Annotated in this window: 14 protein-coding genes; 13 read left to right on the plus strand and 1 reads right to left on the minus strand. The window is 72.1% G+C overall.

The window, feature by feature from the left end; translation table 11 throughout:
- Positions 1 to 26 precede the first annotated feature (26 nt).
- Positions 27 to 1,190 (plus strand): Vms1/Ankzf1 family peptidyl-tRNA hydrolase, encoded by a 1,164-nt coding sequence (locus KV102_RS17610; RefSeq protein WP_220344403.1) that lies wholly within the window; start codon positions 27 to 29, stop codon positions 1,188 to 1,190.
- 121 nt (positions 1,191 to 1,311) lie between these two features.
- Here the strand turns inward: KV102_RS17610 and KV102_RS17615 are convergent, their stop codons facing one another.
- Entirely contained in the window at positions 1,312 to 1,974 is a 663-nt protein-coding gene (locus KV102_RS17615; protein WP_220347055.1) for an LON peptidase substrate-binding domain-containing protein, read from the minus strand.
- A 66-nt stretch (positions 1,975 to 2,040) separates the two neighbouring features.
- Between KV102_RS17615 and hisD the strand changes: the two genes are divergently transcribed.
- The 12 genes from hisD to KV102_RS17675 all read left to right on the plus strand — a co-directional run bounded on the left by hisD (position 2,041) and on the right by KV102_RS17675 (position 13,481).
- On the plus strand, positions 2,041 to 3,369 hold the full coding sequence (hisD, locus tag KV102_RS17620) for a histidinol dehydrogenase (protein WP_220347056.1): 1,329 nt from the start codon (positions 2,041 to 2,043) through the stop codon (positions 3,367 to 3,369).
- Positions 3,366 to 4,469 (plus strand): histidinol-phosphate transaminase, encoded by a 1,104-nt coding sequence (locus KV102_RS17625; RefSeq protein ID WP_308290364.1) that lies wholly within the window; start codon positions 3,366 to 3,368, stop codon positions 4,467 to 4,469. Before hisD ends, KV102_RS17625 begins: the two co-directional genes overlap by 4 nt.
- Positions 4,466 to 5,086, plus strand: a complete 621-nt coding sequence (hisB, locus tag KV102_RS17630; protein ID WP_220347057.1) for an imidazoleglycerol-phosphate dehydratase HisB — start codon at positions 4,466 to 4,468, stop codon at positions 5,084 to 5,086. The genes KV102_RS17625 and hisB overlap by 4 nt, the downstream gene beginning before the upstream one ends.
- Positions 5,083 to 5,718, plus strand: coding sequence for an imidazole glycerol phosphate synthase subunit HisH (gene hisH / locus KV102_RS17635; RefSeq protein WP_220347058.1), 636 nt, complete (start codon positions 5,083 to 5,085; stop codon positions 5,716 to 5,718). Before hisB ends, hisH begins: the two co-directional genes overlap by 4 nt.
- 89 nt (positions 5,719 to 5,807) lie before the next feature.
- Entirely contained in the window at positions 5,808 to 7,034 is a 1,227-nt protein-coding gene (locus KV102_RS17640) for a sulfite oxidase (RefSeq protein ID WP_220347059.1), read from the plus strand.
- A gap of 64 nt (positions 7,035 to 7,098) precedes the next feature.
- A complete protein-coding gene (gene priA / locus KV102_RS17645; protein ID WP_220347060.1) occupies positions 7,099 to 7,845 on the plus strand; it encodes a bifunctional 1-(5-phosphoribosyl)-5-((5-phosphoribosylamino)methylideneamino)imidazole-4-carboxamide isomerase/phosphoribosylanthranilate isomerase PriA in 747 nt (248 codons plus the stop codon).
- On the plus strand, positions 7,842 to 8,603 hold the full coding sequence (gene hisF, locus KV102_RS17650) for an imidazole glycerol phosphate synthase subunit HisF (protein WP_220344410.1): 762 nt from the start codon (positions 7,842 to 7,844) through the stop codon (positions 8,601 to 8,603). The genes priA and hisF overlap by 4 nt, the downstream gene beginning before the upstream one ends.
- Complete coding sequence (locus KV102_RS19680) at positions 8,600 to 10,408, plus strand: ABC transporter ATP-binding protein (RefSeq protein ID WP_220347061.1); 1,809 nt, start codon at positions 8,600 to 8,602, stop codon at positions 10,406 to 10,408. The genes hisF and KV102_RS19680 overlap by 4 nt, the downstream gene beginning before the upstream one ends.
- Positions 10,405 to 12,303: an ABC transporter ATP-binding protein gene (locus KV102_RS17660; protein WP_308290365.1), complete on the plus strand. Its 1,899-nt coding sequence runs from the start codon at positions 10,405 to 10,407 to the stop codon at positions 12,301 to 12,303. Before KV102_RS19680 ends, KV102_RS17660 begins: the two co-directional genes overlap by 4 nt.
- The gene (gene hisI, locus KV102_RS17665; RefSeq protein WP_220344412.1) at positions 12,287 to 12,655 is read left to right on the plus strand and encodes a phosphoribosyl-AMP cyclohydrolase; all 369 of its coding nucleotides are present in this window, start codon (positions 12,287 to 12,289) and stop codon (positions 12,653 to 12,655) included. Before KV102_RS17660 ends, hisI begins: the two co-directional genes overlap by 17 nt.
- Positions 12,652 to 13,230, plus strand: a complete 579-nt coding sequence (locus tag KV102_RS17670; protein WP_220347062.1) for a Trp biosynthesis-associated membrane protein — start codon at positions 12,652 to 12,654, stop codon at positions 13,228 to 13,230. The genes hisI and KV102_RS17670 overlap by 4 nt, the downstream gene beginning before the upstream one ends.
- Positions 13,231 to 13,292: 62 nt before the next feature.
- Complete coding sequence (locus tag KV102_RS17675; protein WP_220344414.1) at positions 13,293 to 13,481, plus strand: HGxxPAAW family protein; 189 nt, start codon at positions 13,293 to 13,295, stop codon at positions 13,479 to 13,481.
- The last annotated feature ends 53 nt before the right edge of the window (positions 13,482 to 13,534 follow it).

The following is a 13,534-nucleotide window of genomic DNA, read 5'->3' on the forward strand; positions in this document are numbered from 1 at the left end:
GGATCCCACCGCAGAGAGGGGCACGCATGCACTTCCAGTGGCTGACTGAGCAGCTTCCGTCCGACGAGATGCTGGCGACCGTGGTCATGGACGCAAGTCGCGACACCGAGAGCGGGGACCGGACCGTCGCGGCACGATGGTCCGAGCTCCGCCGCTCGCTCGACGGGCAAGGGATCACGCCGGAGATGTCAGCGGTGCTGGAAGAGCAGGTGCTGCAGCCGACCAGGGCCACAGGTCCGCACGGGCGTCTCATCGTCGCCTCGGACGAAGGCATCCTCATGGACCGCCTGCTCCTCTTCCCGCCCCGCAAGGACGAGGCCGTCCTCTCCACGGGGCCGGACGTCTTCGCCCTGGCGCGGGAGGCCGACGACACCGTCAGATATCTCCTGGCGGCGATCGACCGAACCGGCGCTGACGTCACCCTGTACGACTCCACCTCCGGCGCCGTCGGCGGTTCACCGGTCCGTGAGAGCGTGGACGGCGACCACGACGTGCTCAACAAGATTCGCGGGGGAGGACTCTCGCACAAGCGGATCGAGAGCCGCGTCGAGGACTCGTGGGAGCGCAACGCCGAGACCGTCGCCGCGGATCTCGACCGGATCGTGAGCGAGCGTCGTCCTGACCTCCTCGTCATCACCGGAGACGTCCGGGCCGTCGCGCTGGTTCACGGTGCGCTCGGCGCGGCCGCCAAGGACCTCACCGAGCACGTGCCGGGCGGCGCTCGTCACAACGGGATCAACGGTGCGTTCGAGGCGAAGGTGGACGAGGTGCTCGAGGCGTTCCGGGTCCGGCGCCGGGCAGCCTCGGTCGACCGCTTCCGTCAGGAGCTCGGCCGCAACGCCATGGCCGTGACGGGCATCGACCGGGTCATCGACGCCCTGCGTAAGGCGCAGGTGGAGGAGCTTCTCATCACCGACGAGGTCGCAGGACCGGTCAGCACGCTTGCCGATGTCATGGTCTGGGTGGGTGACAAGCCGCTCGAGCTGTCCATGCACCGCGACGAGATCCGTCAGCTCTCGTCCGGAGATGCCCGAGCGCGACGCGGCGACATCGCGCTCGGCACGGCCGCGGCGCAGCAGGATGCCGGCATCACGATCGTCTACGGCGAGGACGACCTCCTCACCGACGGGGTCGGTGCGGTGCTGCGCTGGGATCCCGCGAAGCCCTCGGGCCTGGTCGAGCCCGCCTGAGGCCGTCGTCCGCGACGTGTCGAGTTCGGGTCGTTTCTGCGTCTGAAAAGCGACCCGAACCCTTCACGTCGCGGACGGGGCCGGCGGACGGGCGGACGGGACGAGCCGCCACCTGGCCGCGTTAGTTGGGCGACCAGGCGGTACGGGCCACGTCCACGGCGGGGAGGCTCGGCACCGCCCTCATGGCACCGATCTCGGTGATCATCAGGTGGTGGTAGCGGCGCAGCCTCTCGGCCGCGTCGTCCGCCTCGAGCAGCTCCTGGCGGTCGGGGAGCGTCAGCACCGCACTCGAGGCCAGGAGGTAGGAGAGGTCGACCGGGTCGCCCGGCAGGTCGTCGACGCTCGCGTCCAGCCGGAAGCGGTTGAGCTCGGTGCGGTAGACGTCGAACACGGCGTGCGCCTTGTCGGCGGCCACGACCGCTCCCTCGCCCACGGGCTCCTCCAGGTCCTCGACGTGGCCCCACATGAAGCTCTCGCCCGTGACACCCGCGTCGAGCCGGATCCGGCCGATCGCGTCCACGGTCACGTCGTACCGTCCGTCGTCGTAGCCGGTCACGTCGGTCAGTGCCACCTCCACACCCACCCGGTGGATGGACTGCACCCCGCTCTCGCCGACCTCGTAGCCCTCGCGGATCGACACGATGCCGAACCGGCGCTCGGGCTCGGGGAGGTCGAGCAGATAGGTGACGAGCTCGCGGTAGCGGTCCTCGAAGACGTGCAGGGACACCGTCTGTCCCGGGAGGACGACGCTTCCGAGGGGGAACAGCGGGATCGCGCGTGCCACGCCGTCAGCCTAGCCGCGCGGCGGACACGGGCAGGGCCGACGCGTCACTCTCCGTAGACTTGAGGCATGATCCGTCGCACCGACCTGCGGGAGACCCCCGCGGGCACGACTTCCGCGCAGTACCGCGCGCTGCTTCCTCGCGCGCCGTTCGACGTCGAGGCGGCCGTCGAGGTCGTCCGTCCGGTCGTCGACGACGTGCGACACCGCGGTGAGGCGGCGGTGCTGGACGCGACCGAGCGGTTCGACCAGGTGCAACGCGCGTCCCTCGCGGTGCCGGCCGAGGAGGCCGACGCTGCGCTCGCGTCGTTGGCGCCCGACGTCCGCGCCGCGCTCGAGGAGTCGATCCGCCGGCTCCGCGCGACCTGTGAGGCCGAGCTCGATCGCGACGTCGTCACCGACCTCGGCCCCGGAGCCCGTGTCGAGCGGCGCATCGTGCCGGTCGGACGCGTCGGCCTGTACGTCCCGGGCGGGCTCGCCCCGCTGGTCTCGAGCGTCATCATGAACGCCGTCCCGGCCCAGGTCGCGGGCGTCCGGTCGCTGGCCCTGGCGACGCCGCCGCAGCGCGAGTACGGCGGCGCTCCGCACCCGACGGTCCTGGCCGCCTGCGCGCTGCTGGGTGTCGACGAGGTGTACGCCGTCGGCGGCGCCCAGGCGATCGCGATGTTCGCCTATGGCGCCGGCCCGTGCGAGCCGGTCGACCTGGTCACCGGACCGGGCAACATCTACGTGGTGGCGGCCAAGCGCCTGGTGCAGAGCGTGACGGGGATCGACTCCGAGGCCGGGCCGACGGAGATCGCGATCCTGGCCGACGACACGGCGACACCGGCCTTCGTCGCCGCGGACCTGATCAGCCAGGCCGAGCACGACCCCCTCGCGGCGGCCGTGCTGGTGACCCCGAGCCCCGCTCTGGCCGACGCCGTCGACGAGGAGCTGGCCCGCCAGGTGCCCGCGGCCAAGCACGCCCAGCGCATCCAGACCGCGCTGACGTCCACGCAGTCGGCGACCGTTCTCGTCCGCGACGTGCAGCAGGGCCTCGAGGTCGTCAACGCCTACGCCGCCGAGCACCTGGAGATCCAGACCGCCGACGCCGCCGGTGTCGCCTCGCAGGTCGAGAACGCCGGCGCGGTGTTCGTCGGGAGCTGGTCGCCGGTCTCGCTCGGCGACTACGCGGCCGGCTCCAACCACGTGCTCCCCACCGCAGGCTGCGCGTGCCGCTCCTCGGGGCTGTCGGTGCGCTCGTTCTGCAAGACCATGCAGGTCGTCACCTACGACGAGCCGGCGCTGCGTGAGGTCGGCCCCGAGGTCGTGGTCCTCGCCGAGGCAGAGGACCTCCCGTCCCACGGCGCGGCCGTGTCGGCGCGTCTCGACGCACCTGAGGGGAGGAGCGGCTCGTGAGCGTCCCGGAGTGGGTGCCCATCCGGGCCGATCTCCGAGGCTTCGAGCCGTACGGCGCGCCGCAGCTCGACGTCCCCGTGCAGCTGAACGTCAACGAGAACCCGTACGGCCCGTCCAAGGCCACGGCCGACGACGTCGCCGAGTCGCTGCGCGTGGTCGCCACGGACCTCAACCGCTACCCCGACCGTGAGGCGTGGGCGCTGCGGACGGCGTTGGCGTCGTACCTCGGGCACGGTCTCACCGCCGACGCGGTGTGGGCGGCCAACGGCTCCAACGAGGTCATGCAGCAGATCCTGCAGGCCTTCGGCGGCCCTGGGCGGACTGCCGCGTCGTTCACCCCGACGTACTCGATGTATCCCGAGTACGCCCGCAACACCCACACGCGCTGGCTCACCGGTCGCCGCGCCGACGACTTCACCTTCGACGTCGAGGCCGCGCTCGCTCTGGTCACCGCGGAGCAGCCGGACGTCGTCCTGCTCGCGTCGCCCAACAACCCGACAGGGGAGTCGTTGACCCTCGAGGCGGTGCGCGCGGTCTGCGACGCGGCGCCCGGCCTGGTCGTCGTCGACGAGGCGTACGCGGAGTTCCGCCGGCCGGAGACCCCGACCGCGCTGTCGCTGCTCGGCGAGCACCCCCGGCTGGTCGTCACACGCACGATGAGCAAGGCGTTCGCGTTCGCCGGAGGCCGGGTCGGCTACCTGGCGGCCGACCCCGCGATCGTCGACGCGCTCCGCATCGTCCGCCTCCCGTACCACCTGTCGGCCGTCACCCAGACTGTGGCGCTCGCCGTGCTGCGTCACGCCGACGAGATGCTGGCACGGGTGGCCGAGCTTCGGGAGACGCGGGACGAGACGGCACGCTGGTTGCGCGAGCAGGGCCTCGAGGTCGTCGACTCCGACGCCAACTTCGTGCTGTTCGGCACGTTCGGCGACCGGCACGCCGTGTGGCAGGGCCTGCTCGACCAGGGCGTCCTCATCCGCGAGACCGGTCCCGAGGGGTGGCTGCGGGTCAGCGTCGGCACGCCCGAGGAGATGACGGCCTTCCGCGAGGCCCTGGTCACCACCCTCGAGACCCCGTCGATCCGTCAGGAGAACGCATGACCACGATCGAGACCACCGGACCCCGCCGCGCCCGGGTAGAGCGCAAGACCTCCGAGTCCCACGTCGTGGTGGAGGCCGACCTGGACGGTACCGGGACGCACGACATCTCCACGGGCGTCGGCTTCTACGACCACATGCTCACCGCGCTCTCGCGCCACTCGCTGATCGACCTCACGGTGCGGTCGGAGGGTGATCTCCACATCGACGCCCACCACACGGTCGAGGACACCGCGATCTGCATCGGCGAGGCGATCAAGGCCGCGCTGGGCGACAAGGCCGGCATCCGACGGTACGGCGACGCGCTCGTGCCCCTGGACGAGGCGCTCGCCCAGGCTGTCGTCGACGTGTCGGGACGCCCCTACTTCGTGCACAGCGGTGAGCCCGAGTCGCAGGTGACGGTCGTCATCGGCGGTCAGTACAGCGGCTCCCTCACGCAGCACGTCCTCGAGTCGCTCGCCCACCACGCGGGGTTGACGATGCATGTCCGGCTCGTGGCCGGTCGCGACCCGCACCACATCGCGGAGGCCCAGTTCAAGGCCGTCGCCCGTGCCCTGCGCCAGGCCGTCGAGCGCGATCCGCGCGAGACCGGGGTGCCGAGCACGAAGGGTGCCCTGTGAGCCCGGACGTCGTCGTCCTCGACTACGGGTCGGGCAACCTGCGGTCGGCGGTGCGCGCGCTCGAGCGGGCCGGCGCGAAGGTGACCTTGACCTCCGACTTCGCCACCGCCCTCGGCTCGGACGGCCTCGTCGTGCCCGGGGTCGGGGCGTACGCCGCCTGCATGCAGGGTCTGCGGGCGGTCCGCGGCGACCAGCTGATCGGTCGACGGCTCGCCGGAGGACGCCCGGTGCTCGGGATCTGCGTGGGGATGCAGATCCTCTTCGAGACCGGGATCGAGCACGGGGTGCGCACCGAGGGGTGCGGCGAGTGGCCTGGCACCGTGGAGCGGATCGACGCCGACATCGTGCCGCACATGGGGTGGAACACCGTCGAGGCACCCGCCGACTCGGTCCTGTTCGACGGGATCGCCGACGAGCGGTTCTACTTCGTCCACTCCTACGGCGTACGCCGCTGGGAGCTGACCGACACCCATGCGGCGATGCCGGCGCGGGTCACTTGGGCGTCGTACGGGGGAGACCGGTTCGTGGCCGCCGCGGAGAACGGGCCGCTCTCGGCCACCCAGTTCCACCCGGAGAAGTCCGGCGACGCGGGCGCGGCGCTGCTGCGCAACTGGGTACGGTCGCTCTCCTGAGCGCGTGCGCGAGACGACCTGCGCGAGCGTTGTGATCGGAGCGCGCGAAACCCTGCCCGCGAGCATCGACGCCCTCTAGCGTCACGGGCATGCCGCCTGCCTCGTCGTCCTACGCCCGTCGCGACGTCCTCCGGCTCGGTGCCGGCGCGGCCGCCGCCCTCGTCGCTGCGCGCGCGGTCGGAGGATCGGCGGCCGCAGCGGCACCCGCCCCAGGGTCTCTCGTCCCTCTGACCGAAGGACCGATCCTCAAGCCGCTGCCCCCGGAGTGGTTCGTGCCGCTCGGGACCAACGCGGAGATGCGGTGGGACTCGGTGGACCCGCGCCGTTACCTCACGGCACCCGAGCGGCTCTTCGTCCGCAACCACACGCGCACGCCGATCATCGACGCCCGCACCTGGGAGCTGAGGATCCACGGTGACGGGCTCGCGGATCCCCGCACGCCGGAGCGAGCGCACGTGCTGACCTACCGCGACCTCCGTCGTCTCCCGGCGCGGACCGTCACCACCGTCCTGGAGTGCACCGGAAACGGTCGGACCCTGTTCGCGACCCAGCAGGGGACGCCGGTGAGCGGGACGGCGTGGGGCCTCGGAGCGGTGGGGACGGTGCGCTGGACCGGGGTGCCGCTGTCACTCGTCCTGCGGCGGCTGGGGATCCGTCGCGACGCGGTCGACATCCAGGCCACCGGGCTCGACGAGCCGTTCGTCAGCGGGGGAGTCGACTACGGGCGTGTGCGCCGCCCGTTCCCCGTCGCCAAGGCCCTCGAGGACGCCCTGCTCGTCTACGCGATGGACGGGCGGCCGCTGCTGCCCGACCACGGCTTCCCCGTACGCCTGCTCCTGCCGGGCTGGGTCGGCATCGCCAGCATCAAGTGGCTCGGCGAGCTCGAGGTGTCGCGTACGACCCTGACCTCGCCCTGGAACACGAAGTGGTACCGGATGACCGGGCCGGACTACCCCGCGGACTCGCCGCCCCTGACCGTCCTCCCGGTGAAGTCGGTGTTCGAGCCGCCGACCGGGCTGGCGAGCGGCCGCCGCACGGTGCTGACCGGGCGGTCGTGGTCGGGTGCGGGAGCGATCCGCCGCGTCGAGGTGAGCACCGACGGTGGCGAGACGTGGCAGCGCGCGCGTACCGACCGTGCCCGCGGCAGTGGCTGGACGCAGTGGTCGCACCCGTGGCGGCCCCGGTCCTCGGGGGAACACGTGCTGCTGGCCCGCGCGACCGACGTCACCGGGCGCACCCAGCCGGACCAGGTGCCGTTCAACGACGGCGGATACTTCTTCTCGGCCGTGGTCCAGAACCGGGTGGCCGTCGCCTGACACCGGTGGTCCCGAGTGCTGGCCTCGGGCGTCCCTGTCCGACCGGGTCAGTACGATCAAGGACGTGACCACGCTCGAGCTCCTCCCCGCCGTCGACGTCATCGAGGGGCGGGCCGTCCAGCTCGTCCAGGGGGTGGCCGGCTCCGAGAAGGCGTTCGGCGACGCCCTCGAGGCGGCTCTGCGCTGGCAGGGGGGCGGCTCGCAGTGGCTGCACCTCGTCGACCTCGATGCCGCCTTCGGCCGTGGCTCCAACGCCGATCTGCTCGCGCGGATCGTCGACTCCGTGGAGATGAAGGTCGAGATGTCGGGCGGTATCCGCGACGACGCCTCCCTCGAGCGCGCGATGGCCACCGGCTGCCGCCGGGTCAACATTGGCACCGCCGCGCTCGAGGACCCCGACTGGTGCGCCAAGGCGATCGCGACGTACGGCGACCGGGTGGCCGTGGGTCTCGACGTCCGCGGCCGCACGCTCGCGGCCCGCGGATGGACCCGTGAGGGCGGCGACCTCTACGAGGTGCTCGCGAGGCTCGACGCGGAGGGCTGCGCCCGCTACGTCGTGACGGACGTCAACAAGGACGGGATGCTCCAGGGTCCCAACCTCCAGCTTCTGCGCGACGTCTGCGCGGTCACCGACCGTCCGGTGGTCGCCTCGGGCGGCATCACCACGCTCGACGACCTGCGCGCCCTCGCCGGACTGGCCGGCATCGGCGTCGAGGGCGCGATCGTCGGGACGGCGCTGTACGCCGGCAACTTCACCCTCCCCGAGGCGCTCCAGGCCGTCTCCGAAGCAGACCCGGGCAGCGCTCGGTGACGCTGGCGATCCGTGTCATTCCCTGCCTCGACGTCGACGCCGGCCGCGTCGTCAAGGGGGTCAACTTCGTCGACCTCCGTGATGCCGGCGACCCGGTGGAGATGGCCCGCGTCTACGACGCCGAGGGCGCCGACGAGCTCACCTTCCTCGACATCACCGCGTCCTCCGACGCCCGCGCGACGACGTTCGACGTCGTGTCGCAGACGGCCGAGCAGGTTTTCATCCCGCTGACGGTCGGCGGCGGCGTACGCACCGTCGACGACGTCGACCGGCTCCTGCGAGCCGGCGCCGACAAGGTCGGGGTCAACACGGCGGCTCTCCAGCGACCGGAGCTGATCGCCGAGATCGCCCATCGTTTCGGCAACCAGGTGCTCGTGCTGAGCGTCGATGCGCGCCGTGCCGCCGACCAGCCGTCCGGCTTCGAGGTCACCACCCACGGCGGGCGGCAGTCCGCCGGACGCGACGCCATCGCCTGGGTGCGCGCCGCGACCGAGCTCGGCATCGGCGAGGTGCTCCTCAACTCGATGGACGCCGACGGCACCCGCGACGGGTTCGACCTGGAGATGATCCGGGCCGCCCGCACCGTCACCGGGGTGCCGCTGATCGCGAGCGGGGGCGCCGGCACGCCGGAGCACTTCTGCGAGGCGGTCGACGCCGGGGCGGACGCTCTTCTCGCCGCCAGCGTTTTCCACTTCGGCACCCTGACGGTCGGCGACGTCAAGAGTGCGCTTCGCAACGCCGGGCACGTCGTCCGGTGAGCTCCGCGCAGGTCTCCCCCCGTACGGCGAGCCGGCCGACCCGCAGCGTCACCCGGCGCGGCTTCGGCATCATCGGGCGAGGTGTGGCCGAGGAGCGCCGTCGCTTTGCGCTCGCGGTCGTCGGATCTCTCGTCTACGGCGCGATGACGGTGGCCGACGCCTGGGTGCTCGGGTGGGCGACCGACCACGTGGTGGTCCCGTCGTTCCGTGACGGCGAGCTCGCCACCGGCGCTGCCGTCGTCGCGAGCCTGCTCTTCATCTCGGTCGCCCTGCTCCGGGCCTGGGGCGTGATCGTGCGCCGTCTGGTCGGCGGCATCGTCTACTACCGGCTCATGGCCTCGTACCGCCGCAAGGTCACCCGCCGCTATCTCGCGCTGCCGATGTCGTGGCACGCCCGCCACCCGACCGGCCAGCTGCTGTCCAACGCCAACGCCGACGTCGAGGCCACCTGGGCGGTGATGATGCCGCTGCCGATGGCGGTCGGCGTCGCGGCGATGCTCGTCACCGCGGTGGCGGCGATGCTCACCGCCGACATCGTGCTCACCGTCGTCGGTCTCGTGGTCTTCCCCCTGCTGTTCACCATCAACGTCGGCTACCAGCGCCTGCTGTCACCGCGGGTGACCCGCGCCCAGGAGCTGCGCGGCCGGGTCAGCGCCGTCGCGCACGAGTCGTTCGACGGAGCCCTGGTCGTCAAGACGCTCGGCCGCGAGGACGAGGAGACCGCGCGCTTCGCCGCCGTCACGAGAGAGCTCCGCGACGCCAACGTGGCCTCGGGCCGGATCCGCTCGGTCTTCGACCCCCTGATCGAGATGCTCCCCAACCTCGCGGTCCTGCTCGTCGTGGTGATCGGCGTCGAGCGGGTGATCGCCGGTGACATCGAGGCGGGCGCCGTGGTGCAGGTCGCCTACCTCTTCACGGTCGTGGGCTTCCCGGTCCGCGCCTTCGGGTGGGTGCTCGGCGAGCTCCCACGCACCGTCGTCGGATGGGACCGTATCCAGGCTGTCCTCCGCGCGACGGGCGACATGCCGTACGGCCGTGAGGGGCTGCCCGGCGACGGTGCGCTCCGCGTCGACGTCGACGCGGTGGCCTACGGGTACGACCCGGGCCGCCCGGTGCTCCAGGACCTCAGCTTCACGCTCGAGCCCGGCACGGTCACCGCGGTCGTCGGGCTGACCGGATCGGGCAAGAGCACCCTCGCGTCCCTCCTCGACCGTCTGGTCGACCCGGAGGAGGGCACGATCCGGCTGGACGGCACCGACATCGCGTCACTGACCCACGACGCGCTCGCCGAGGCGGTCGCGCTGGTGCCGCAGCACACGTTCGTCTTCGACGACACCGTCCGGGACAACATCACCCTCGGCGCGGACGTCGATGACGCACGTCTGCGCGAGGTGCTGGAGCTGACCCAGGCGAGCGGGTTCGTCGACGCGCTCCCGGACGGCCTCGACACGCAGCTGGGGGAGCGCGGCACCACGCTGTCCGGTGGTCAGCGCCAGCGGCTCGCGCTCGCCCGCGCCCTCGTCCGCGACCCCAGGCTGCTCGTCCTCGACGATGCCACCAGTGCCCTCGACCCCGACGTCGAGCAGCGGATCCTGTCCGCGCTCGCCCGCTCCACCGCTTCCGGCGCCGGACCGACGGTGTTCATCGTCGCCTACCGCAAGGCCACCATCTCCCTCGCCGACGAGGTGCTCTTCCTGCGTGGAGGGAGGCTCGTCGACCGCGGCACCCACGCCGAGCTGGTCGCGCGCTCGCCGGAGTACGCCGACATCGTCCAGGCCTACGACCAGACCCGGGAGGCGCCGTGAGCACGCAGACGACGGCCACGCCGACCGCACCGCCCATGACCGGTGTCGGCGGTGGCGGAGCGCCCCGGGTCCGCGGGCTCGACGTCATCCGCCGAGGGTTCGCGCTGTCGCCCGCCCTCTCCAAAGGGCTTCCCCTCACCCTGCTCCTCGCCGCGCTGAGCACGGTCGGCGGCGCCGTGGTCCCGATCGTCGTCCAGGTCGCGATCGACCGCGGCCTTGCCACCGAGGGCGGGCCCGACGAGGGTGTGGTGCTGCGATGGAGCGCCGTGGCCGCCCTCGTCGTCCTTCTCACCGCCGTGTGCGCGTGGGCGATGAAGGTCCGGCTCTTCTCCGCCAGCGAGCGAGGGCTCTCAGAGCTGCGGATCAAGGCGTTCCGCCACGTGCACGACCTGTCGATCCTCACCCAGAACCACGAGCGCCGGGGCGCGCTGGTCTCGCGTGTCACGTCCGACATCGACCAGGTGTCGCTGTTCCTCCAGTTCAACGGGATCATGATCGTCACCAGCGTCGGCCAGGTCGCCGTCGCGACCGTGATCATGGCGTTCTACAGCTGGGAGCTCACGCTCGTCGTCTGGGCCTGCTTCGTCCCGCTGGTCCTCACGTTGGTGCTGCTCCAGGGTCGGATGTCGCGGGCGTACGACCATGCGCGTGCCACGGTCGGCACGATGCTGGGCGTGATCGCCGAGCCGGTGGTCGGCGCATCCGTCGTCCGCGCGTACGCCGTGGAGCGCCGCACCCAGCGCCGCATCGACGAGGCCATCGGCACCAACCTGCGGGCCAACGTGCGGGCACAGCGGCTGGTCGCCGGCACCTTCGCCTCGGCGGGGATCGCGGGAGGCCTCGCCAACGCGGCCGTCATCGTCGTCGGCGTGCTGCTCGGCGTGGCTGGAGACCTGACCCTGGGCGGCGTGATCGCCTTCGCGTTCCTCGTGTCGCTGTTCGTCGGTCCCGTCCAGACCGCGACCCAGGTGCTGACCGAGGCCCAGAACGCGATCTCGTCCTGGCGCCGGGTGATCGAGATCCTCGACACGCCCGCTGACATCCGTGACCCGGGCGAGGGGCGGTCGGTCCTGCCCGGCGGTGCCCTCGAGGTCGGGTTCGAAGGCGTGCGCTTCGCCTACCCGGGTGGTCCGGACGTGCTCCACGACCTCGACGTCACCATCCCCGCCGAGCAGAGGGTGGCCGTCGTCGGCGAGACCGGCTCCGGCAAGAGCACGTTCGCGAAGCTCCTCACGCGCCTGACCGACCCGTCGGACGGCCGGGTGACGCTCGACGGCGTCGACCTGCGAGACATCGGTTTCGCGACCCTGCGCAAGCGGGTGGTGATGGTGCCGCAGGAGGGCTTTCTCTTCGACGCGTCGCTCGCCGAGAACCTCCGCTACGGGGACCTCGACGCGTCTCCCGAGCGCATGCGCGAGGCCTTCGCCGCGTTGCAGATCGACGACTGGTTCATGTCCCTGCCGGACGGGCTCGACACCCAGGTCGGGCAGCGTGGCGAGTCGATGTCGGCGGGTGAGCGGCAGCTCGTCTCGCTCGTCCGCGCCTACCTCGCCGATCCTGATCTGCTGGTTCTCGACGAGGCGACGAGCGCGGTCGACCCGCAGACCGAGATGCGGGCGTCACGGGCGCTGGAGCACCTGCTGGCGGGCCGGACGTCGGTGGTGATCGCTCACCGTCTCTCGACCGCCGAGGCGGCCGACCGGGTGCTCGTCTTCGATGCGGGACGCCTCGTGGAGGACGGACCGCACGCCCGGCTCGCCGCCGGTCACGGGACGTACGCCCGCCTGCACGCCTCCTGGGTGGCCCAGGCCCACCTGGGCATCGAGGCGTCGCCCTCGCCCGACGGCCTCGACGACGCCGCTGGTGCTGCCTGGGACAATGGCTGGCGTGACTGACTCCGCACGCCTCGACCCTGCGATCGCCGCTCGCCTCAAGCGGGACGCCGACGGTCTCGTCCCCGCCGTCGTCCAGGAGGCGGACACGCGCGAGGTCCTCATGGTCGGGTGGATGGACGACGAGGCGCTGCGTCGCACGCTGACCTCGGGGCGTTCGACGTTCTGGAGCCGCAGTCGGCGGGAGTACTGGGTCAAGGGCGCCACCTCGGGCCACGTCCAGGAGGTGCGCGAGGTCCGGCTGGACTGTGACGGCGACACCCTTCTCGTCACGGTGGCGCAGACCGGTCCCGCCTGCCACACCGGGGCACGGACCTGCTTCGACGACGACGTGCTGCTGGGGTCGGAGCGGTGAACCGCCGCGGTTACGGCCTGACCGTCCTGCTCGGCGTGGTGGGAGCGGCGGCGGCCTTCTTCGCCGCGTCGCAGCCTTGGTCGAAGGTCACGGTGGAGACCCAGGGTCTCGCCCGCGACGCGGTCTCGGTGAGCGGGAACGACGCACTCCCGGTCGTCGGCGGGCTCGTCCTCGTCGCGCTCGCCGGCAGCGTCGCCGTGCTCGCGAGCGCCGGTCGGGTCCGGACCGGCGTGGGTCTCCTGGTGGCGCTCGCGTCCGTCGGCGCGATCGTGGTCGTGGCGACCGGCGGTGATGCCGTCCACGACGCGCTGGTCACGTCGCTCGCCGACTCGCCCGCGATGGCAGGTGACGCCGCGCTGCAGGATCGGCTCGCCGACCGGGCGACCGGCACGGCCTGGCGATGGGCGTGCCTCGTCGCGCTCGTCCTCCCCGCGCTGGCCGGGCTCGCGGTCGTGCGCTGGGGCCGGGGCTGGCCGTCGATGGGGCGCCGCTACGACTCCGTGGGGCAGCAGCGGGCCCAGACCGACGAGGACCCGTGGAAGGCACTCGACCGGGGCGAGGACCCGACCGTCTAGGCTGAGCGGCATCCCCCTGACGCTCGCCTGCGAGCACGACCCGTCGTAGAGAGGTTTGCACGATGCATGGTTCCTCCCCGGCCGCTTGGACTGCGGTCGTCATCTGCCTGATCGGTTTCACCGTCGGCGGTGTGGCGCTGCTGATGGGCCCCGCCTGGGTGCTGTTCTGGATCGGCGTCGCGCTCGTCCTCGGCTCGGCCCTCGTCGGCAAGGTGATGTCTGCGGCGGGTCTCGGCGCGAAGGAGCACTGATTCCGCCAGACTTCGGCCGTACGCACATCCCACCGCTCGAGCGGTGGTGACCC

The organism is Mumia sp. zg.B53 (genome assembly GCF_019550935.1).
Lineage (GTDB): Bacteria > Actinomycetota > Actinomycetes > Propionibacteriales > Nocardioidaceae > Mumia.

What these genes read in the sequence shown, in the direction of transcription:
- KV102_RS17610 (WP_220344403.1), top strand. Translation starts at nt 27, where the DNA reads ATGCACTTCCAGTGGCTGACTGAGCAGCTTCCGTCCGACGAGATGCTG.
- hisD (WP_220347056.1), top strand. Translation starts at nt 2,041, where the DNA reads ATGATCCGTCGCACCGACCTGCGGGAGACCCCCGCGGGCACGACTTCC.
- hisB (WP_220347057.1), top strand. Translation starts at nt 4,466, where the DNA reads ATGACCACGATCGAGACCACCGGACCCCGCCGCGCCCGGGTAGAGCGC.
- KV102_RS17640 (WP_220347059.1), top strand. Translation starts at nt 5,808, where the DNA reads ATGCCGCCTGCCTCGTCGTCCTACGCCCGTCGCGACGTCCTCCGGCTC.
- hisI (WP_220344412.1), top strand. Translation starts at nt 12,287, where the DNA reads ATGGCTGGCGTGACTGACTCCGCACGCCTCGACCCTGCGATCGCCGCT.
- KV102_RS17675 (WP_220344414.1), top strand. Translation starts at nt 13,293, where the DNA reads ATGCATGGTTCCTCCCCGGCCGCTTGGACTGCGGTCGTCATCTGCCTG.